We start from the raw sequence: 19,806 nt of genomic DNA, 5'->3' as shown, positions 1-19,806 counted from the left end.
GTCGCGATGGTGATGTCACGTCTACTGTCCCATCATCGAAAGGCCGTCCAGGACATAGGTGAGGCCGAAGTCTGGACCGTAGTCGGCCAAGGTGCCAGTGCCGCAGCCTAATTGCCGCAGGTGCATCATGTTGCAGAGTTCCTTGGTGCTTTGGCTGTCGATCAGAATCTTGTCGACCAGGGCGTGCAGGCGGACCGCCCCGTTGTTGGTGTCGACCGCGTTGTAGAGGTTTTCCATGGTCAGCGGCAGCAGGTTGATGAGCTCGGCCAGGTCGCGCTGCTTGTCCACCAGGGTGGTCACGGCGGTGTCGCCGTTGAGGATGCTCGCCTTGAGGTTGTCCCGATTGGCCTGCAGCAACGACGTTGCCTGCGTGACGATCTCGTTGAACTTGCGGCCGGTGCGCCCGGTACCGAAGTCCTCGTTGGCAAGCATCTGACTCAACTGGCGTGTGGTGGAGCCGAATTGACGTAACTTCGCGTCATTGCGGGCCGCCGCGTCCATCAGCGAACTGAGGTTGGTGATGATCGAGGTCAGCTGATCGCCGGTTGCCTCGCCACGATCGGCGCTGAGTCGCAGCGCCCGGGACAGTTCGCTCAGCGCCGATTTGATCTTCTCGCCGTTGCCGTCGGCGATGTCGGCTCCGGCGTTGATCACGTCGGCCACCGGCCCATTGCCCTTGCCGTCGCCGCCCAGCGACTTGGAGACTTTGTCGAGCATGTCCAGCACGCGATCGAAGGCCACCGGTGTCCGGGTGCGGTTCAGCCCGATCGTGGTGCGGTCGGCCAACACCGGGCCGCCCGAATACGCCGGGGTCAGCTCGATCTGGCGCGCGGTGAGGATCGAGGTGTTGATGGTCACGGCATTGACGTCGGCCGGGATCTTCACCCCGCGGTCGACGGTGAACTCAGCCTCGACGTACTCGCCCTTGGGCGTGACCTTCTTGACCTTGCCCACCGGCATGCCGAGCACCGCCACCACGTTGCCTTCGTAAAGGCCTGCGGCGCTGTCGAACTGGGCGGTGACGGTGATGTGCCCGCCGAAAAGGTTGAACTGCGAGGCGGCTACCGCGGCGACGATCAGTGCACCGGCGACCAGCGTTGTCACCAGCGTCTTCACGCCACGACGATTCTTTTGGGTAGCTACCTGCCGGGTCGTGGTGTCGGTGTCGGCCGACTCTTCGATCGGGTCGTCTGCTGCCGTGGTCGGTGGCGCGCTCATTTGCAGTCCTTGAAGTACTCGATCATGCCGAACTGCTTGGCGCGGCCGCTGATAGCGCACATCCAGGAGTCGACCGCGATGCCGTTGCCGGCGAAGAACTCGATACCCGGCCCGTAACCGGTGGCGTTGGTGATCCCTCGCAACGGCGGCGGCGACGACTGGATCAGGCTGCGCAGCAGATCGTCGTGTTGGCCGAGCATGTCCGAGAGCGCCCGCAGGTTGACCAACATGTCGTCGAGCATCGACCGGTCGTTGACCACGACGTTGTTGAGTTGGCCCACCAGGCTGGTCAACGCGGCCAGCATCGCGTGGAAGGTGTTCTGCCGTGCTACCAGTTCCCCGAGGAAGTCCTGGCCTTGATCGACCAGGTTTCCCAGGCTGGTCTGCTGGTTGCGCAGGGTGTTGGCCACCCGCTGGGTGCTGGCGAGCAGGGTGCCCAGCTGATCGCGTCGATCGGCGGTGATCTTCGACAGCGCGTGCAGGTTGGCCATGGCTTGCGGAACTACCGGCGGCAGTCCGCTCAGTTGCTGGCCGAGCACGGCCAGGGACTGCCCGAACTGGTCGGAGTCAACCTGGTCGAACGTGGTGGTGGCGTCCTCGAGCAGCGACTCGAGGGAGTAGGGCACCTCGGTGTGGGCGAGGGTGATCCGCTTGCCGGGCAGCGAGCCGGGGCCGTCGGGTTCCAGTTTCAGATACCGCGACCCAAGGATCGTCATCACCTGAATCTTGGCCCGGGTGTCCTTGCCCATCGGGACGTCGTTGCGCACGGTCAGGCCGGCCACCACGTGGTCCCCGGCGAGTCGCATACTCGTCACCCGGCCCACCTCGATACCGGCGACCATGATCGGGTTGCCGGGGGCCAGCGCAGCGGCCTGGGCGAACTCCGCGGTGTAGCGGGTGTAGCCGAAACCGATGACCTTGACGAACAATGCCGCGGCCACCACGACGGCTACCACGGCCAATGCCCCGAACCCCATCCAAGTGGTGTTATAGGACTCCAGCGGCCGAGTGTGCCACTCGCGGAAGAACTTCTTGACGCTATCCATCGACGGTGTTCCTGCATCGGGGAGAGTGCCAGGCCAGGTTCTCCCGGGTTATCGGGCGGGCATTGCCAGGGGTCGCGGCGTTGACGATGATCGTGGTGACGTCGTTGAGGCCGGGAAAGAATCCGGTGGCGTTGAGGTCGCAGAGGTAGGCGTTGCCGTAGGCCCCATCTCCGAATGCCCGGCCCAGACCCTTGAGCAGCAACGGCAGGTTGGCACCGGTGAAGGCCAGCTGCGGTTCGATACCGGCCATGTGCTTGGTAAATCCAGGCTCCCGATTGATCATCTCTTCGAAGGATGGGAAGACCTCATCGGCGATCCGGGCGAGCTGCCGCGTCGTCTGGGCCAGGGAACCGACCGAGGACTGCAACGCCGGGCGACGTGAGTCCAGGTCGGCAACCGCTCGGCGGGCCTGGGTCAGGGCGTGATCCAGCTGATCGTTCTGTCCGGCTATGGTGCCGGTGAGCCTGTTCAGGCTGGTGATGAGGTCCCCCAGCACCTCGTCGCGCCCGGCCAGCGTCGCCGTCAGGGTGGACGACTGATCCACCAGCGCCGTGATGGACGCCTGGTCGCCCGACAGTGACTCCAGCACGCCCTTGGTCAGATCGTCGGCCTGCTTGGGGTCCAGCAGCGACATCAAGGGTTTGAAGCCGTTGAGCAGGGCACCGACGTCGAAGGACGGTTCGGTGTGCTCCACACTGATCACGCTGCCGCGGGGCAGCTGTTCAGTGCTCCCGAGTGTGCCCAGCGACAGCCCGAGATAACGCTGGCCGATGATGTTCTGGTAGGTCACCGAAGCGACGGTGTTGCCGTACAGCTTCTGGTCGCTTTGCACGATGAACGAGACTTTCGCCAGTTTCCCGTCCAGGGTGACCTTCTCCACCCGGCCCACCCGAACGCCGGCCATCCGGACATCGTCGCCCTCGCGCAAGCCGTACACGTCGGTGAAGATGGCGGCGTACGGCGTGGTGGCGCCGGCCACATCGCGGCGCAGCGTGGCATAGACCAGCCAGGTCAGCACCGTCGAAACGACCATGAAGAGGCAGAGACCGATCAGGGTTCCGCGGAATCTCACTTGTGCCCTCCCGTGTTGGCGGGCGCGGCCGGGGCCGCCCAAGATACGGAGTTGCCCCGCGCGACCGGGCCGAGCAGCAACTGTGTCGCCACCGACGCCGGTTCGCGTTGCCCGATGATCAGGCCGAGCTGGTTGCGCTCGGCCTGGCTGCCGACCGGTCCGACGTTGCCGCCGAAGGCGGCGGATCCGACCGGCGGCTCGAGGCCGGCGGGGAAGTGGTAGTTCTGCGGCAGCAGTGTTTCGGGCAGGTCGGGGCGTACCGAGATCATCGGCGCGGTGAAGCAGCTCGGTCCCTTGACCTCGCCGTACTGCGGGCAGTCCGCCCGGGTGTAGGTGTGCAGCGGCGTGAAGGACAGGTTGGCCCGCATGTTCCTGGTGATCAACTTGGGATCGTAGAGCTGGTCGAAGAACTTGTCGGAGAGCCGATTGACCCGGGTGAAGATCGGGACGTACTTGTCGGCGTTGTTGGCCAGGACCCCGATGACGGGTGTGAGGTCGTGGGTGATCTGGATCAGCTGATCGATGTGGTTGTCAAGGGCTTCGCGGGCCACCCCCACGGTGTGCTGACCACCGGAGACCAACGACGCCAGCTCGGCGCGCTTCTGGGCGAACGCACGCATCGGTTCGACGGCCTGGTGCAGCGCGTCGACGAGTTCGGGAGCGGTGGACTGCAGGCCGTGGGTGGCATCGAGCAGGGCCGAGACCGTCGACGGCCCGGGCTCGGTGGCGACGATGCCGTTGAGCTGATCGAGCAGGCGAGACATCTGCGCACCCGTGTTGAGCAACTTCACGCGCCGATTGTCGGTGGCTGCCCCGACGGCGGCCAGGATGCCCAGGCTGTGGTCTTCGCGGCCGCGGCCGGTGGCGGCCAGGATGTCGCGCAGTTTGGACACGGTGGTCTGGAAGATCACCGTGGACAGCTCACCGTTCTCGGCGATGTGACTGCCGTCGCGGATGGTGGGGCCACCGTTACCGGAGTCGACCAGTTGAATCGACGAGACCGCGAAGACGTTGGACGGCACCACGCGGGCCGTCACCGAGCTCGGGATGTCCTTGGCGTAGCCGGGTTTGAGGTTGATGTGGACGTAGTTGGGCTTGCCGTAGGCGGCCGGGATCACGTCGGTGACGCTGCCGACCAGCAGCCCGTGGTACTTGACGTCGGACTGGGCGGGCAGCCCGTCGCCGACGTTGATCAGGTCGGCGACCACCCGCACGTAGGAGTTGAGCATGCCGGTGGACTTGGCCAGCAGGGCCGCGGTGGTCAGCGCGATCACCAGCAACACCGCGATCCCCGCGCCCAGCAGCTGTTGTTCGGACGGTCCGCGGCCGTCGGTGTCTAGCGAATTGCTCACGTCAGCCACCGAACCTTGCGCCGGCGTCGATGCTCCACAGCGCCATGGTCAGCAGCATGTTGACCATGATCACGATCGTGATGCTGGCGCGCATGGCCCGGCCCGCGGCGACGCCGACCCCCTCGGGACCGCCGGAGGCATAGAAGCCGTAGTAGCACTGCACGGTGGAGGCCAACCACACGAACACGACGCACTTGAGCACGGAGTAGACGATGTCTTTGCCGCTGAGCATCATCGTGAAGTAATGCATGTACGGGCCGATCGAGCCGCCGCCGATGATGCCGGTGACCAGCTGGCAGGTCAGGTAGGTGATGGCCAGACACGCCACGTACAACGGGATTACCGCGATGGTCGCGGCCAGCAGTCGCGTGGTCACCAGGAACGGAATGGGCCGGATCGCGATCGAATCGAGGGCGTCGATCTCCTCGGCGATTCGCATGGCGCCGAGCTGCGCGGTGAAGCGGCAACCGGCCTGCATCGCAAACGCCATTGAGGCCATGATCGGCGCAAGCTCACGGGTGTTGACCAGTGAGGAGATGATGCCGGTGGCCGGCCCCAGTCCCAGCAGATTCAGAAAGTTGTAGCCCTCGATCGCCACCAGCGCGCCGGCGGTGAAGCCCAGGACGATGGCCACCCCGGCGGTGCCGCCACCCACCACGATGGAGCCGTTGCCCCAGGCGATGTCGGAGAGTAGCCGCAGAAACTCCTTGCGGTAGTGCCGAAACACGGTGGGGACGCCGGCCGCGGCGCGGCCGAAGAACACCAGCATGTGTCCCAAGCGGATGGTCGGCGCCGACACCATCCGGTAGGCGCGTAGCAGCGGGCGCGCGAACGCCGGGACATAGGTGGAGGCAGTCATCTCACAGCCCCGTCCGTGGGTAGAGCACGTTGTAAAGCTCGCTGATGCCGACGTTGACGATCATCAGCACAAGGATCGACTCGACCACCGAAGCGTTCACCGAGTTCGCCACGCCGGCCGGACCACCGCGGGTGGACAGACCCTTCTGGCAGGACACCACCGCGACGATCGCGCCGTAGACCACGGCCTTGATCAGCGCGACGATCATGTCGCCGGTGGTGGCGAACGAGGAGAAGGTGGCCACGAAGCTGCCGGGCGCGCCCTTCTGGAAGTACACGTTGAACAGGTAGCTGGCCAAAAAGCCTACGAAGCAGGTGATTCCGGTCAGCGCTACGCCGATCATGATGGCCGCGGCGAAGCGGGGGACCACCAGCCGACGGATCACCGAGACGCCCATCACCTCCATGGCGTCGGTCTCCTCGCGCATGGTTCGCGAGCCCAGGTCCGCGGTGATCGCCGACCCGACTGCGGCGGCCATCAGCATGGCTGCCACCAACGAGGCGGCCTGTCGGATGACGGCCAGCCCGGCCGCCGCGCCCGCCAGCGAGGTGGCGCCGACCTGGTTGGCCAGCAGTGCGAACTGAATGGAGAGCGTGACTCCGATCGGCAATGCCACCAGGACCGTCGGCAGCACAGCGGTGTTGGCCATGAAGGCGCTCTGCCGGACGAACTCGCCCCATTGGAATCGGCCACTGAGCAGGTCGGAGAAGAAGTACTGCACGGTGCGCACCGCCAGTACGCACTGCTCGCCGACTGTGGTCAGCGAGGCCAGCGGGTGGCGGTTGACGTAACCGGCGGTCCAGTCCTGGATGGCGGCCACGCCGTCGAGCGGAGCGCGATCATCCTGGGTGGTCATCGGTCGCCGATCGTGGTCGTGAGATCACCGTAGGTTGCCGATCGCGGGTACGGCCGATGATCCATGGCGGTCACCATAGTCAGGAGTTCTTACTTCGCGGTAGGGTTCGGAACTTCTCGGACCAACTGGTGGGTAGATGGAAAGGATACGCATGGCTGCCGATGGGGAGGAGCTCATGGGGTCTCGCCGCGACCTTTCATCCGGACATGATGTCGGACACAATGCCCCGCCAAGGGTGCTTCAGGCAACATGACTCCGGTTATGGATGGGTTACCGGCCAGTAGCAAGCATTTTCGTGGTTTTGGGGTCCTCGAGCGGGCTTCGATGGCGATACTCGACCGGGACAAGCGCGACGCGTGGAAGGAAATCGGGAAGGTGCCGAAGCGGGCAGGGTGGACCCGGATCGCTGGCACAGTCGCGGCTGCGATGGCGGTCGCCGGAGTGCTGGCACCAGGTCCCGCCCTCGCCGTCCCGGATCAACCTCCGGCGCTTCCGGGGTTCACCCCCGCGCCCAGCGACTGGTCGCCGCGCATGGACATCTGGCCGTACAGCACCTTCACCTATCAAGTGACGCCCGAGATGATCGGCGGCATGTCCGATTCGTGCCAGTGGTTCAATGCGCAGTTCGACCCACTGCTGGGACAGATCAACGCCGTCAACCGCAACCTTGCAGACCACCACGACGTCTACCCGAGCGTGCAGCCGCAGGCTGATGCGGTGCTGGCCAACATCGACCGAGCGACCGGCTTCTTGGGGCCACGGCTACAGCCGCTGACCATCCGCAACACCCCCGACAACTTCGGCCCCTACTCGCCGATCTACGGCGGGGAGCAGCTGACCGGCGTGCTGTTCCAGCTGTCCCGCGTCGCCGACAGCATGCGCAAAAAGCAGCCGGCAGGGTTCACGCGCCCCCACATCGACTCCGCGGCCGGATGGGCCAACGCCTTACGGGATTCCGGGGCCTGCACCTAAAAACCCGCCGGCGCGGGTTGGGGTAGGTTCGGGGGGCGTTGCGGCCGAACGGCCCCAGCAGCGGACCACGAGAGGTAGTTCAGGTGTCGGACCGTGAGGACGAGCAAGCGGCCGACCACGTCGAGCCGGCGGACGAAGCCGGCGAAACCGAGGCCACCGAGTCCACCGAGTCCGCCGCGGATCCGGTTGAGATCGCCGATGAGGCCGACAGCCCCACGGAACGCATCCGCGGTCTGAAACCGAACCGCCGCTGGATCGCCGCGGCGGTCCTGGCGCTGGGCCTGATCGGGGCGACTTACGAGGGCTGGCTGCTCTACGCCCACCACCAGCGCACGGTGGCCGCCGCGGAGGCACTCGAGGCAGCCCAGAAGTACACCCTGGTGCTCACCAGTGTGGACCCCACCGCGATCGACAAGAACTTCGCCGAAATCCTCGACGGAGCCACCGGCGAATTCAAGGACGTCTACAGCGCGTCCAGTGAACAGCTGCGTCAACTGCTGATCGACAACAAGGCATCCGCGCACGGCACCGTCATCGACTCGGCGGTCAAGTCCGCCACCAAGAACAAGGTCGAGGTGCTGCTGTTCGTCGATCAGTCGGTGAGCAACAAGACTGCCCCCCAGGCGCAGATCGACCGCAGCCGCATCGTGATCACCATGGAGAAGGTGAAGGGCCGGTGGCTGGCCGCCAAGGTTGAGATGCCCTAAGCGATGGCTCGCCGTGCCCGGCTGGCGCGCCTAGTTGAATCCGAGCCAGCTGGGCAGCCCGCGTTCGTGCGCGTCGCACAGCACCTGTGCGGTGTCACAGGATCCGCGTGGCACTCCGGCACCGGTCCACATGCCGCCGGCGTCGCGGCGCAGTACGACCGCCGACGACGAACCGCCGTCGAGGAGTATGGCGTGGTCGCTGCCCAGTCCGCGGAACAGATCCTGCATGTTGTCGGGTGTGTAGTGGCCGCCCTGAAATACGTACAGCTCGTCTTTGGCTCGCGAATAGCCCACGGCGGTGCGTGCCGCGCTCGGCCCGCCGTCGTTGAGTTGCCCGGTGACGCCCGGGGCCAGCAATCCCAGTCCGCTCACCGCGACGAACCGGTCCCCGCGTTCCACCAGGCCGGTGACCGTCGGCCCGGCCGAGTCGTAGTCGCCACCGTCGCGACCGCCGCGCGGCCACAACACATATGGTGCGCCGCGAGTCGGCAGGATCATCGTGGTCAGCGTCGACCAGTGCTCGTTGCCGCCGGACAGTCCTTGCTTGCCGGCGTAGGGGACGGTGCCGGTGACCGCGACGTTGGCCCGGCCGTTGCCCCGGGTGTTGTCGACGTAGGCGCCCAGGGGTGAACTGCACTTGGTGGTCCGCCAGGATCCGCCTCGCTGGCCGCGGATGTCGAAGAAGTTGGCGTTGATCGCCACCGTCGGCCGACCCAGTGCCTGCCAGGCCTGCAGCGGGGTATAGAGCTCGGAGGCCTGCATCAGTCCTTCGCTGGTGCGGGCTCGCGGATCGCGTTCGCAGCGGCCCTGAGAGCCGCTATGGCTGTCGACCAGCAGGTGCGGCTCGATGCGCTGTGACGCCGACTTGAGTACCACCAGATGCCCACCGCCGGACATCTCGTACCAGTCGCCGGCGGCGTTGAGCATCGGCGCGGGATGCCCGCCGCCGAAGTTGTACACCAGGTACGAGCCTGGGGTCCGCGCGATCGCGGCGGCCAATTGGTCTTGGGCGGCGGCACGTGCGGTCGGCTGGCCCGGGCCGATCGCCAGGGTTACGCAGAGCAGCACCGCGGCGCAGCCCGCCGCCAGGCGGCGCGCGAAAGCCACTGGGGTCAACACTGTTTGTCCCTTCGGCTCCGGACTGGGGGAGACACCGAATTCCCAGAGTAGCCACAGAAATCACAGGAACAACCTGCGTGACCGGATTGTGCTGCGTCGGTGGCAGATTGGTTATGGTCAGTGATCAGCCGCCGAGTCGGCTGTGCATCTCCCAGATCAGGATCTCCGACTGGGCGGACGAGGTAAGGCGTTGACCGCCGCCGCCGGTGAAGCGGACCGCGTCACCGGTTCCCAATTCGCCGGCACCCTCCAGATCGACATGGCCGACCGCGACGAACAGGTGGGCATACGGCGCATCTGGCAGTACGACGTTGTCTCCCGGCTGCAGTCGCGCGGCGTACAGCGTGGCACCCGCATTGCCGATGCTGATCGCGGCGTCGGGGTCACTGCCCGAGGCGACGGTGATGAGCCCGCCGCCCGCCAGTGCGGCACCGATGTCCTGCTGCTGGTAGCCGGGAGTGCGACCCGGTGCATCTGGCATGATCCACATCTGCACGAAATGCACTGGCTCACTGTCGGATTCGTTCTTCTCCGAATGCAGAATCCCAGTGCCCGCCGACATCCTTTGTGCCAGACCGGGATGAATGACCCCTGCGTTGCCGATCGAATCGCGATGGTGCAACGCGCCGGACAGCACCCAGGTGACGATCTCGGCGTCGCGGTGGGGGTGGGTATCAAAGCCGGCGGCCGGCGCGACGACGTCATCGTTGTTGACCAGCAGCAAGCCGTGATGGGTGTTGTCCGGGTCGTAGTAATCGTTGAACGAGAACGAATGCCGCGAGTTCAGCCACGGCGCACGGGTGATCGCGCGGTCATCAGCCCGTCGCACGTCGAGCATGCCGGTCATGACGTCCAAGGTTAGCGCGCCGGTGCGGCTGGTTCCGCTGGTCGCGACCGCCTACCAGTCCGACTCGTCGTAGGTGATGACGCCGCGGATGTTCTTGCCGTCGACCATGTCCTGGTAGCCGGTGTTGATGTCCTCGAGCTTGTACGTCGTGGTGATCATCTCGTCGATCTTGAGCAGCCCGGACTTGTACAGGCCCACCAGCTTGGGCGTCTCGATGTGCGAGCTGCCACCGCCGAAGATGTTGCCCTTCAACGTCTTCTGCAACATGGTGAACAGGAACAGGTTCAACTTGACGTCCGCGTCGACCATCGAGCCCATGCCGGTGACCACGCAGGTTCCGGTCTTGGCGGTCAGGATCAGCGCTTCTTCGATGTATTCGCCCTTCATGTCGCCCACGGCGATGATCACCTTGTCGGCCATCAGGCCCCAGGTCTCCTCCATGACCGGCATGATCGCCTCGGCCATCGACGGGTAGACGTGGGTTGCGCCGAACTTGACGGCCTGGTCGCGCTTGAAGGGCACCGGGTCGATCGCGATGACGCGGCGGGCACCGGAGAGCACCGCACCCTGCAGGGCGCTCATGCCGATACCGCCGACACCGATGATGATCACGGTCTCGCCGGGCTTGACCTCGGCGACGTTGGTGGCCGAACCGAACCCGGTCGGCACCGCGCAGCCCATGATGGCCGCAGTCTCAAACGGCACGTCCTTGTCGATCTTCACCACCGAGTCCTGGTGCACGGTCATGTAGGGCGAGAACGTGCCGAGCAGGTTCATCGCCGAGACCTCATGCGAACCGGCGTGGATCCGGTTGGTGCCGTCGGCGATGGCCTTGCCGCCCAGCAGCACGGCCCCGCGGTCACACAGCGAGCGGAAGCCCTTCATACACGGCGGACAGTTGCCGCAGGCCGGGATGAAGGCCATCACGACGTGGTCGCCCTCTTCCAGGCCGGTGACGCCCTTGCCGACCTTGGTGATGACGCCGGCGCCCTCGTGGCCGCCCAGCGCCGGCAGGGCCATCGGAGTGGCCCCGGTGGTCAGGTGATAGTCGGAGTGGCACATCCCCGCGGCGTGCATCCGGACCTGGACTTCGCCTTCAACCGGGTCGCCCAGCTCGATCTCGTCGACCCGCCACGGCGAGTTCAGCTCCCACAACAATGCGCCCTTGGTCTTCATGACCGGCCATCATAGAACACGTTTCAGAATCTGCCCCGACGGGTGCTCTTAGCTGGAAGAATGCTGTCCTAGCTGGTCTTGTGCGGGATGCCCACGGACAAGCCTCCGTCGATCACCAGATCGGACCCGGTCATGTAGGAGGACTCGTCGGAGGCCAGGAAAACCACTGCGGTGGACACCTCCGCCGACTTGGCGCCCCGGCCCAGCGGAATCTGCAGCGAGTCGTCGGGGACCGCGATCGTCATCCGGGTGCGGATCAGCCCGGGCAGCACGCTGTTGATCCGGATGTTGTGCGGTGCCAGCTCCACGGCGGCGGCCTTGGCCAGCCCGCGCACCCCCCACTTCGACGCGACGTAGCCGTACAGGCCGGCGGTGCCACGCATCCCTTCGACCGAGGAGATGTTGATGATGGAGCCGCCGCCGGCGGCCTTCATCGGGGCGACGGCGGCGTGCATGCCCAGCATGGTTCCGGTCAGGTTGACGTCGAGAACCTGCTGCCAGGCGGCCGCGTCGAAGTTCTCGATGGTGTTGTACTTGGCGATCCCGGCGTTGTTCACCAAGACATTGAGGCTGCCGAACGCCTCGACCGCGGTCGCCACGGCCGCTTGCCATTGGTCGGCTTGGGTGACGTCGAGGCGGACGAACCGGGCGGTGTCGGCCCCCAGCTCGTCGGCGAGTTTGCTGCCCTCGTCCTCCAAGACGTCAGCGATCACGATCTTGGCGCCCTCGGCGGCCAGCGCCCGGGTGTGTGCCGCGCCCATGCCCCGCGCCCCGCCGCTGATCAGCGCAGTTTTGCCTTCGACTCGTCCCATGGCTGGCGAGGTTACCTGGGCGGGCGCTTTGCCCGTTACGCTGCCCTGATGGCTGTGACCCGCACCGAGCGAACCTTTGAAGGCGTGCGAGGGGTTTCGATCGTCTACGACACCTGGACGCCGGACGTACCGCCGCGCGCCGTGGTGGTGCTCTCGCACGGCTTCGGTGAGCACGCCCGTCGCTACGACCACGTCGCGCAGCGGTTCGGTACGGCCGGGTTGGTGACCTACGCGCTGGACCACCGCGGACACGGGCGCTCGGGCGGCAAGCGCGTGCTGTGCCGGGATATGTCGGAGTACACCGGGGACTTCCACACGCTGGCCGGTATCGCTGCCCGCGAGCACCCCGGGCTGCCGCGCATAGTGCTGGGGCACAGCATGGGCGGGGCGATCGTGTTCAGCTACGGCGTCGACCGCCCCGACGACTACCAGCTGATGGTGCTGTCCGGGCCCGCGGTGGCCATGACCGACACGGTGTCGCCGGGGTTGGCGTTCGTCGCCAAAGCGGTCGGGGCCATCGCGCCGAGCCTGCCGGTGGAGAAACTCGACAGTGCCCTGGTCTCGCGCGACCCGGCGGTGGTGGCCGCCTACAACGAGGATCCACTGGTGCACCACGGCCGGGTGCCGGCCGGGGTGGCGCGGGCGCTGATCAAGGTCGGCGAGACCATGCCGACGCGGGCGCAGGCCCTCACGGTGCCGTTGCTGGTGGTGCACGGCGGCGACGACGGTCTGGTGCCCCCCGAAGGCAGCGCGCGGCTGGTGGAGTGCGTCGGTTCGAACGACGTGCAGCTGACCGTGTATCCGGGGCTCTATCACGAGGTATTCAACGAGCCTGAGCGTGCGCAGGTGCTCGACGACGTGGTGGGCTGGATCGACGCGCACCTGTGAGTCGCGGTCGGCGCGGTGTCGCCGACGTCGGTTAGCGTGGCGGCCATGAGCACCGACGACAAGATGTTGGCGCGGATCGCCGCCCTGTTGCGCCAGGCCGAGGGCACCGACAACGCCCACGAAGCCGACGCGTTCATGGCGGCGGCGCAACGGCTGGCCACCGCGACCTCCATCGACCTGGCGGTGGCCCGGGCACACTCCGCCACCCGGACCGCGGCCACCGCGCCGGTGCAGCGGACCATCACCATCGGCGAGCCCGGCGCCCGGGGACTGCGCACCTATGTGCAGCTGTTTGTGGGGATCGCCGCGGCCAACGACGTGCGCTGCGACGTGGCGACCAATTCGACCTACGTCTACGCCTACGGGTTCGCCGAGGACATCGACGCCACCCACGCCCTCTACGCCAGCCTGGTCGTGCAGATGGTCCGGGCCTCGGACGCCTATATCGCCACCGGCGAGCACCGCCCCACCCCCACCATCACCGCCCGGCTGAACTTCCATCTGGCCTTCGGCGCGCGCGTCGGCCAGCGGCTGTCCGAAGCCCGCGACGAGACCCGACGGGATGCCGAGCAGGATCGGAGCAGGCCGCCCGGAACCGCGATTGCGTTGCGCAACAAGGAACTCGAACTACGCGACTTCTACCGTGGTACCTCCAAGGCGCGGGGTACCTGGCGGGCCACCAGTGCGTCGGCGGGGTATTCGTCGGCGGCACGACGAGCCGGGGATCGCGCCGGGCGCAAAGCCCGGCTGGGCGACAATGCGGAGCTGTCGGTGGCGCGGTCCGCGCTGGAACATTGAGTGAAGGCGCCTCAGAGCGCGACGGTCAGCGCGCCAAGGTCTACGCCGCGGAGGTCTTCGTCCGCACCTTGTTCGACCGCGCCGGCGAGACCGGCAGGCGCAGTGTGGAGTTCTTCGGCACCGCGCTGACGTTGCCGCCCGAGGCCCGCTTCGGTTCGGTAGCCGCCGTCCGACGCTATGTCGAGGACGTCCTGGCGCTGTCGACGGTGCAGGCTCGGTGGCCGGATTCTGCCGAGCTGACCGTGCGCGCACGTCGCGGCACCACCGCGGCACACTACGAAAAGCTCGGTGCGGCGGGCGTTATCGCCGTACCAGATCAGCGCGGCGTGGACTGGGCGCTGCGAGAACTGGTGGTGCTGCATGAGATTGCACACCACCTGTGTGACACGCGGCCGCCGCACGGGCCGGAATTCGTCGCGACGTTCTGCGAACTGGCCGAAATGGTGATGGGCCCGGAGTTGGGATATGTGCTGCGGGTGGTGTTCGCCAAGGAGGGTGTGCGGTGACGTGCGCTGCGGTGCGGTGTCGGTCATGATCTGACGATGGCGAGTAGCGCGGGTGCGCCGTGAGTCGTCCGAGCCTGCAGTATCTGGGGTTCGGTGAGCTTGTTGCCGCCGCGGGCGGTGACCCGTGGGCTATTGATGACAGCGTGCAGGCCGGCAGCCCCACCCAGATCAACTTCCTGGCGCAGGCGTTTCATTCGGCGGCCGGCTCGTCCACCGCGGCCGAGGCGACCTTCCGCACCGCCCAACAGCACTTCGAGCAGTACAACCGGGAGAACGGTGCGCAGCCGATCAACAACGGCGCCGAAGTGCAACGGGTCAAAGAGAGCCTGCACGCCACCAACGCCCAACTCGGCCAGATCGCGGCCGACTTGGAGAGCATCGCCGCCGCCCTAGCCCAGGCCCGGCAGAGCTGCGGAAAGCAGATCGAGGCGCTCAACGCCAATCTGCGGGGCTACGACGAGTATCTGGCCGACTACAACACCCACTATTTGGGGTACCAGCTGCACGGCGACGATGTCGACGCCCTGATCGAAAAGTGTTGGGCCGGCGCGACAGCCGATACGCGGACGGTGCTTTCCAACGTTGTTCAGATCCGCAGCGCCTATAGCAAGTCTCTGCAGGCGGCGTTGACCAACCTGCGGGTCCAGGACGGCTATGAGCCCGATGTCGTGGCGCGCAGCTTCGATGCCGGCGCCGCGCCATCGCCGTTGAACCCCGCGGACGTGGAGAGCTTCAAGGTCTTGGCTCGGCAGGTCATGGCCAACGACGGCGTCCCGCCGGATCAGATTGAAGCGCGGATCAACGCGGCGGTGGTGCAGGCGCAGCAGCCGTTGCCGCGTTACGTTACCCCCGAGTCGCAGCGGCGGGCGCCGCTGGGGTTTGGTGATGCGTTCGGGGACCGTTGGCGATCCACCGAAGCGGCCGTCAAGAACCTGCTCGGACAGGGCGGACCGGGCGCCCCTGGTGTCCTGGAATCGTGGGGTGGCCTGGCCAAGGGGCTTGGCGACACCGTCATCGACCCGGTCGGTGCGGGTGTCGGCCAAGTCAAGGACGCCCTGAACGCGCCGAGCCCCGCCTATTTTCTGGGCGAGAAGGCTTTCGATGTCAGTGCCGCCGCCGTCACCGTGCCGTTCGGTGCGGAGGGGGCGGAAATTCGGGCGGGGATGGGTGAGATCGGCCGCGGTGTACTCGACACCGGCCCGGTGGTTTCGTCCTATGCAGAGGTCGGATTCGACGTGCCGGCTACCTACCATCCGTGGGCGGAATACTCGGCCATGGACCTCAACTATGCGAGCAGGCACGGAGGCCCGACGGCAGGCTTGAGCGAGGAAGTCGCTGATATGTCTACCCACTACGTGGGCGACAACCCGGGCCGCGTTGTGCTGGGCAGGTTCGACGGCCAGGACAGTGGCTACATCGGCGAGGCCAGAGGCCAGGGTGGCATCTACTTCGATACGGGCGACCGAACCTGGAACGCGCTGACCAATGGATTTAGTGAAACACAGCAGCGAGACTTGGCTTGGCAGGTAAACGAACAGTTTCTCCGCGCTCAGATGGAAGAAGGCGTGCCGCGGATTGAATATTTAATGCCTGAGGGCTTCGAAAGCGTTGAGAAACTGGCGAGGGTAGACAGGTTGTCGTTCTCCGCTGCTGAGATAAATTTCATGAAGGAAAACGCTTCTCGGTATGGCTATCAACAATACGGTAATGCGTGGTTGTACGAAGGAGATAACTGACCATGAAGCCAATGGAGCTGGACCAGTTCCTGGGCCCCGCGTTGTCCTGCGCGGGTTTGGAGATCGATGAAGTACAAGATGACCTGACATATGGAGATCGTCGAGCGTGGGCGACGTTCTACCGTGGTTCCGACTGCAAGTTGCAGGTCTACTGGTCGGCGCGGAACGGTGGTTTCAACTTCATGCTGGCGCCGCTCGATGCGCCGAATGAGTTCGGCTTAGTCAACCAATCGAAGGCTTGGCAATTTATGCTGTGGCTCAGTGATACGGACGACCAGTTGACGACCCCGGGAATGGATGCCGACGATAACGAGATCATGGCCTGGTTGAAGGATCTTTTCGAGATCCATTTCAGGCCGGCACATACTGCACTATTGTCTGGGCGTCGTCCCCATTAGCCTTAAGTGGTCTCGGCAGGCGATGTGACTGCAGGCGTGCCGGCCAACGTGCTGTTGATGAGGTGAGATCGACTGCGACGCTGGCCTACCTAGTGCGCTTGGTGCCGAGCCGGCTAGACAGTCCTCGGTGGTGTAGACCAAGAGCAGGCGCCGGTGACGCACAACGGTCGAGGTTGTGCGTCACCGGCGCCGTCTGTTGTCAGCTGTTGACGGCTACCAGTTCGTCGCCGCAGGTGCAGCGGTAGCTCACGTCTGCACCGGGGCAGTGGCACGCAGTCTCGATACGGACGCGGCATCCACAGCCGTCGTGGCCGCACGTCAGTAGGGTCCCATCCTCGTCGTTAGCCATGTGTCGCACCTTCCTCTGTCATCCGCGGCAGACGCCGCGGTGTTTCTTGACTATATACCCCATAGGGGTATGGGGTAAAGGGTCGGTTCGGCGTGGGCAGGGGGCCGGATGGCTGAAGATCCCCCGCCAGCGTTCACCGGTGAAGACGGTGTGTATCGCTTAGGAATCAACCGACGTATTTGTTTCAATCAGTCGGTATTTTGCTCGCGTCGGGTGCGGCGAGCGTGGCCTCATCGGGCGGGGCCGCGACGCGGTGATAGCAAACGTGAAATTTGATAAAAACGCTGTTCAAGACAGAATAGCAGCATTTCGGCGAACTAAATCCATCATCACCCGGGAATCTTGGGCGGGCCCTCTAAATCTTTTCTCAATGAACGACCAAGGGTGTCCAGAACTGTTCGCCAGACAGGCATAAAAACCACATTGAACAGCGGTATCGCTTTCTGCTGAGGGTTGCCGGTACTGCCCAGAAATGACGCGAATTCAGCCGAGGTGATCGAAAAACTGGGAGTCCTCACGTTTACTTGCCTACACCTTGAATTTGCCTGAGCCGAAACCCATCCAAGGAGGCATTGTGCAGCCGGCCTCCATGACATTTGACGTATCCACTCACCACAGCGAAGGGACCTCTTCCATGGCTTCTCAGCACACCACCGACGCGCACTCGCGCGCTGTCGCGATCCAGCGGGGGGGGGGGGCGTCTCTAGGCTTAACTAGCCTTCGCTCCTTCGCGACCGCCGGTGCCGTCCTTGTGGGCGCCGGCTTTGTCGTGTTTGCGCCTCCGAGTGTGGGGCAGGTGCCTGGGTCGGCCACTCTTCGTGAGGTAGCCCTGGCCTCCGGCGAGTCAGGTCTGGCGGCCCCGTGGCTCGATCAGTACAACACCGCGGCGCAGAACGCCTCGACGCTGATTCAGAATTTCTATTTGGCTCCCGGGGTGGGGTGGCAGCAGGCGCTGGCCAACCAGTCCAACCTGTGGAACGAATTCACCAACGACCCCACCAGCAGCACCCTGGCCAGCGTGATGCAGCAGATCCAGACGAACCTGGACAACGTATTGACCGGCATCGGCCTGCAGGGTACGAGCCTCGGGGGTTTCACCGAGGGCAGTGGATGGACTCCGGGCAGCATCGGGTCGATGGTGCTGCAGCACACCATGATCGGGAATCACGCCCTGATGTTCGGGGAGATTCCGGGCTACCTGCCGGCCAGTGAGGCCGGGCTGATTGAGCCGATCATCAACTGGCTGGGTTCCCCGGAGAGCGCCATCGTGATGGGGGCGTTGGGTCCGATGATCGCCCCGTGGGTGGCGTTGTCGAACAGCATCACCGACGGCGATGGCTTCAACACCACCCTGGCCAATATGACCGGCGCCTTCTTCAACGGCGCCGACCTGAACCTCGATTCGTTGTTGCCGACGATCAACAGTCTGATCGGCTCGGAGTTCCCGCCGGGGATGACCATGACGGAGCTCGATATTTCCTTTGGTGGGTTGCTGAGCACCGGCAGTGTGCAGGTAGCCAATTACGTGTCGGGTAGCAATGACGTTCCCGCGGTGGGCGGTTCGCTGTTCAACAGCGTCGGCCTGCAGTTCACCGGTGTTCCCTCCGTCGGCACCCTGACCCTCAACAGTCAACCGATCGGGCCCATTGGGGCGTGGGAGGCGCTGTCTCAGACCCTTAGCGGGCTGCTGGGTTCGGGATGGTCCGACCCGACCGCGACCGTCGGCTCGGGCTTAGCTCTTAGTGCTGGCGGGAATGCAAGCCCCCCCGTAACTCTGGATGTAGGGGTGCCGTTGGCGGGCTTCACTATCCCGACAATTCTCGATGATTTGTTCGGCGACAGTTCCAGTGCGGCGGCCACCGCGGATGCTACGGCCACGGGGTTGTCTGCCCTATTCCCAGACGTTGCGTCCTGGTTCTGATCCGCCCCACTCGCGTCCACTGGCACGTTTCCCCAGCTCTTTCAGCCCGGTTCTTTTAGGAAGGTTTTCCCCGATGAGTCATTCCAGCAGCGGCCGACAGGGCCGCCCCAGCAAGACAAACCCACTGCGCGCTACGCCGGTAATGGGTGCCACCAGCGCGGTGGGCGCGTTCCTCGCCTTTGGCGTAGCCCCGTTGACCGGCGCCCCAGGAGCTAACGCCGATGAGCTCGATGTGATGTTGGATCCGATCATCGACTCACTGTCCAACATTGATCCCAGTCTGGGGGCCGAGGTGAGCAGCTGGGTGCAGACGTTGGACGCCTCGTTCACCGGTGATAGTGCGGCCTCGGTGTCCTCGGTGCTGGATCCTCTCGCCGCGGCCTCCACGTTCAACATGGCGCAGTTCGTCGATCAGTGGATCTACACCCCGATGCACACCGGTATGGAGGCGTGGATCAACTCCTCATTCGGTGAATCCGTCGACAACGCCATCAACCAGTTCGCCGGTGTCTATCTGATCGGTAATGGAACCGCCGGTACCGCCACGGATCCCAACGGTGGCGATGGCGGCTTGTGGTTCGGTGACGGCGGGGCGGGCTACGACGCCAGCGCCGATCCCGGTGTGGCCGGCGGTGACGGTGGAGCGGCCGGCTTGTTCGGTAACGGTGGTGCCGGCGGTGACGCTGGCGTCAGTGTGACCACGATTGGTCCGGCAGCAGGCCACGGTGGAACCGGCGGCACCATTATGGGCAATGGTGGTGACGGCGGCGCCGGTGGCGAAGCTGCCCACGCCGGGGCGGCGAGGGCCGGCGCGGGCGGTGCCGGTGGTGATGCGGCGGGCTGGCTGTTCGGCAACGGCGGCGCTGGCGGGGCCGGGGGCAACGGCGTCGCCGGTGCCGATGGCACCTTCGCCAATGGCGGCAACGGCGCGGGTGTGTTTGGCAGTGCGGCCGGTGTCGGTGGGGCGGGGGGCCGCAGTGGATTCTTCATCGGCGACGGCGGCACCGGCGGTAATGGCGGTGACGGCGGTAACGGGGGCAACGGTGCGACGGGTGTCAGTGATGGTATCGCGGCCCACCTCAATGGCGGCACCGGGGCGCTGGCCGGCAACGCCGGCAATGGCGGTGCCGGCGGCGCTGCGGGCTCCAACTTCTTCAACACCTTCAACCACGCC

At 65.5% G+C, this 19,806-nt stretch carries 20 protein-coding genes; 9 read left to right on the top strand and 11 right to left on the bottom strand.

Annotated elements, in window-relative coordinates; translation table 11 throughout:
* Window positions 1–21: 21 nt before the first annotated feature.
* From BN4346_RS28065 to BN4346_RS28040, 6 genes are read right to left on the bottom strand one after another with little or no spacing between them, the layout of a single operon-like run.
* A complete protein-coding gene (locus tag BN4346_RS28065) occupies window positions 22–1,218 on the bottom strand; it encodes an MCE family protein (protein ID WP_096867466.1) in 1,197 nt (398 codons plus the stop codon).
* Complete coding sequence (locus BN4346_RS28060) at window positions 1,215–2,264, bottom strand: MCE family protein (RefSeq protein ID WP_067968947.1); 1,050 nt, start codon at window positions 2,262–2,264, stop codon at window positions 1,215–1,217. The genes BN4346_RS28065 and BN4346_RS28060 overlap by 4 nt, the downstream gene beginning before the upstream one ends.
* Window positions 2,257–3,336, bottom strand: coding sequence for an MCE family protein (locus tag BN4346_RS28055; protein ID WP_067968944.1), 1,080 nt, complete (start codon window positions 3,334–3,336; stop codon window positions 2,257–2,259). The genes BN4346_RS28060 and BN4346_RS28055 overlap by 8 nt, the downstream gene beginning before the upstream one ends.
* Window positions 3,333–4,688, bottom strand: coding sequence for an MlaD family protein (locus tag BN4346_RS28050; RefSeq protein WP_067969910.1), 1,356 nt, complete (start codon window positions 4,686–4,688; stop codon window positions 3,333–3,335). Before BN4346_RS28050 ends, BN4346_RS28055 begins: the two co-directional genes overlap by 4 nt.
* Window position 4,689: 1 nt before the next feature.
* The gene (locus tag BN4346_RS28045) at window positions 4,690–5,547 is read right to left on the bottom strand and encodes an ABC transporter permease (RefSeq protein ID WP_067968941.1); all 858 of its coding nucleotides are present in this window, start codon (window positions 5,545–5,547) and stop codon (window positions 4,690–4,692) included.
* A 1-nt stretch (window position 5,548) separates the two neighbouring features.
* Window positions 5,549–6,403: an MlaE family ABC transporter permease gene (locus BN4346_RS28040; protein WP_067968938.1), complete on the bottom strand. Its 855-nt coding sequence runs from the start codon at window positions 6,401–6,403 to the stop codon at window positions 5,549–5,551.
* A gap of 324 nt (window positions 6,404–6,727) precedes the next feature.
* Here BN4346_RS28040 and BN4346_RS28035 point away from each other — a divergent pair, with 324 nt between their 5' ends.
* Together BN4346_RS28035 and BN4346_RS28030 are read left to right on the top strand one after the other, a co-directional pair.
* The gene (locus BN4346_RS28035) at window positions 6,728–7,375 is read left to right on the top strand and encodes a hypothetical protein (RefSeq protein ID WP_067968935.1); all 648 of its coding nucleotides are present in this window, start codon (window positions 6,728–6,730) and stop codon (window positions 7,373–7,375) included.
* Between the two features lie 83 nt (window positions 7,376–7,458).
* Entirely contained in the window at window positions 7,459–8,082 is a 624-nt protein-coding gene (locus BN4346_RS28030; protein WP_067968932.1) for an Mce protein, read from the top strand.
* Between the two features lie 30 nt (window positions 8,083–8,112).
* Here BN4346_RS28030 and BN4346_RS28025 read toward each other — a convergent pair whose 3' ends face one another.
* The 4 genes from BN4346_RS28025 to BN4346_RS28010 form a co-directional block, all read right to left on the bottom strand.
* Window positions 8,113–9,201, bottom strand: a complete 1,089-nt coding sequence (locus BN4346_RS28025) for a phosphodiester glycosidase family protein (protein WP_067968930.1) — start codon at window positions 9,199–9,201, stop codon at window positions 8,113–8,115.
* A 124-nt stretch (window positions 9,202–9,325) separates the two neighbouring features.
* Window positions 9,326–10,048, bottom strand: a complete 723-nt coding sequence (locus BN4346_RS28020) for a pirin family protein (RefSeq protein ID WP_067968927.1) — start codon at window positions 10,046–10,048, stop codon at window positions 9,326–9,328.
* A gap of 51 nt (window positions 10,049–10,099) precedes the next feature.
* Window positions 10,100–11,224 (bottom strand): NDMA-dependent alcohol dehydrogenase, encoded by a 1,125-nt coding sequence (locus tag BN4346_RS28015; RefSeq protein WP_067968924.1) that lies wholly within the window; start codon window positions 11,222–11,224, stop codon window positions 10,100–10,102.
* 68 nt (window positions 11,225–11,292) lie between these two features.
* The gene (locus BN4346_RS28010) at window positions 11,293–12,036 is read right to left on the bottom strand and encodes a glucose 1-dehydrogenase (protein WP_067968922.1); all 744 of its coding nucleotides are present in this window, start codon (window positions 12,034–12,036) and stop codon (window positions 11,293–11,295) included.
* A gap of 48 nt (window positions 12,037–12,084) precedes the next feature.
* On the opposite strand from BN4346_RS28010, the gene BN4346_RS28005 reads away from it, so the two are divergent.
* Genes BN4346_RS28005 through BN4346_RS27985 form a run of 5 tightly spaced genes read left to right on the top strand, consistent with a single transcriptional unit; the run spans window position 12,085 to window position 16,362 of the window.
* Window positions 12,085–12,924, top strand: a complete 840-nt coding sequence (locus tag BN4346_RS28005; protein ID WP_096867465.1) for an alpha/beta hydrolase — start codon at window positions 12,085–12,087, stop codon at window positions 12,922–12,924.
* A gap of 45 nt (window positions 12,925–12,969) precedes the next feature.
* Window positions 12,970–13,722 (top strand): DUF2786 domain-containing protein, encoded by a 753-nt coding sequence (locus BN4346_RS28000; RefSeq protein ID WP_067968919.1) that lies wholly within the window; start codon window positions 12,970–12,972, stop codon window positions 13,720–13,722.
* Window positions 13,719–14,228 carry a TIGR04338 family metallohydrolase gene (locus tag BN4346_RS27995; RefSeq protein ID WP_067968915.1) on the top strand — a complete coding sequence of 170 codons (510 nt, stop codon included), beginning with the start codon at window positions 13,719–13,721 and terminating at the stop codon, window positions 14,226–14,228. Before BN4346_RS28000 ends, BN4346_RS27995 begins: the two co-directional genes overlap by 4 nt.
* 59 nt (window positions 14,229–14,287) lie before the next feature.
* Complete coding sequence (locus BN4346_RS27990) at window positions 14,288–15,964, top strand: putative alpha/beta hydrolase (protein ID WP_067968912.1); 1,677 nt, start codon at window positions 14,288–14,290, stop codon at window positions 15,962–15,964.
* A gap of 11 nt (window positions 15,965–15,975) precedes the next feature.
* Window positions 15,976–16,362 (top strand): hypothetical protein, encoded by a 387-nt coding sequence (locus BN4346_RS27985; RefSeq protein ID WP_235653543.1) that lies wholly within the window; start codon window positions 15,976–15,978, stop codon window positions 16,360–16,362.
* A gap of 199 nt (window positions 16,363–16,561) precedes the next feature.
* Here BN4346_RS27985 and mymT read toward each other — a convergent pair whose 3' ends face one another.
* Complete coding sequence (gene mymT, locus BN4346_RS48805) at window positions 16,562–16,711, bottom strand: copper-binding metallothionein MymT (RefSeq protein WP_078058470.1); 150 nt, start codon at window positions 16,709–16,711, stop codon at window positions 16,562–16,564.
* A 589-nt stretch (window positions 16,712–17,300) separates the two neighbouring features.
* Here mymT and gjpA point away from each other — a divergent pair.
* Both gjpA and BN4346_RS48040 read left to right on the top strand, forming a co-directional pair.
* Window positions 17,301–18,632 carry an outer membrane porin GjpA gene (gjpA, locus tag BN4346_RS27975; RefSeq protein WP_154677549.1) on the top strand — a complete coding sequence of 444 codons (1,332 nt, stop codon included), beginning with the start codon at window positions 17,301–17,303 and terminating at the stop codon, window positions 18,630–18,632.
* A gap of 73 nt (window positions 18,633–18,705) precedes the next feature.
* Window positions 18,706–19,806: PGRS repeat-containing protein (locus BN4346_RS48040; protein WP_407695053.1), on the top strand; the 1,101-nt coding region annotated here is incomplete at its 3' end.

The sequence above is a fragment of the Mycolicibacter icosiumassiliensis genome, assembly GCF_900078685.2.
Taxonomy (GTDB): Bacteria; Actinomycetota; Actinomycetes; order Mycobacteriales; family Mycobacteriaceae; genus Mycobacterium; species Mycobacterium icosiumassiliensis.
Note: the sequence above shows the minus strand (reverse complement) of the source record. Positions and strands in the feature narration are given on the sequence as shown.

What these genes read in the sequence shown, in the direction of transcription:
- BN4346_RS28065 (WP_096867466.1), bottom strand. Translation starts at nt 1,218, where the DNA reads ATGAGCGCGCCACCGACCACGGCAGCAGACGACCCGATCGAAGAGTCG.
- BN4346_RS28060 (WP_067968947.1), bottom strand. Translation starts at nt 2,264, where the DNA reads ATGGATAGCGTCAAGAAGTTCTTCCGCGAGTGGCACACTCGGCCGCTG.
- BN4346_RS28045 (WP_067968941.1), bottom strand. Translation starts at nt 5,547, where the DNA reads ATGACTGCCTCCACCTATGTCCCGGCGTTCGCGCGCCCGCTGCTACGC.
- BN4346_RS28040 (WP_067968938.1), bottom strand. Translation starts at nt 6,403, where the DNA reads ATGACCACCCAGGATGATCGCGCTCCGCTCGACGGCGTGGCCGCCATC.
- BN4346_RS28035 (WP_067968935.1), top strand. Translation starts at nt 6,728, where the DNA reads ATGGCGATACTCGACCGGGACAAGCGCGACGCGTGGAAGGAAATCGGG.
- BN4346_RS28020 (WP_067968927.1), bottom strand. Translation starts at nt 10,048, where the DNA reads ATGACCGGCATGCTCGACGTGCGACGGGCTGATGACCGCGCGATCACC.
- BN4346_RS28015 (WP_067968924.1), bottom strand. Translation starts at nt 11,224, where the DNA reads ATGAAGACCAAGGGCGCATTGTTGTGGGAGCTGAACTCGCCGTGGCGG.
- BN4346_RS28010 (WP_067968922.1), bottom strand. Translation starts at nt 12,036, where the DNA reads ATGGGACGAGTCGAAGGCAAAACTGCGCTGATCAGCGGCGGGGCGCGG.
- BN4346_RS28005 (WP_096867465.1), top strand. Translation starts at nt 12,085, where the DNA reads ATGGCTGTGACCCGCACCGAGCGAACCTTTGAAGGCGTGCGAGGGGTT.
- BN4346_RS28000 (WP_067968919.1), top strand. Translation starts at nt 12,970, where the DNA reads ATGAGCACCGACGACAAGATGTTGGCGCGGATCGCCGCCCTGTTGCGC.
- BN4346_RS27985 (WP_235653543.1), top strand. Translation starts at nt 15,976, where the DNA reads ATGGAGCTGGACCAGTTCCTGGGCCCCGCGTTGTCCTGCGCGGGTTTG.
- mymT (WP_078058470.1), bottom strand. Translation starts at nt 16,711, where the DNA reads ATGGCTAACGACGAGGATGGGACCCTACTGACGTGCGGCCACGACGGC.
- gjpA (WP_154677549.1), top strand. Translation starts at nt 17,301, where the DNA reads ATGACATTTGACGTATCCACTCACCACAGCGAAGGGACCTCTTCCATG.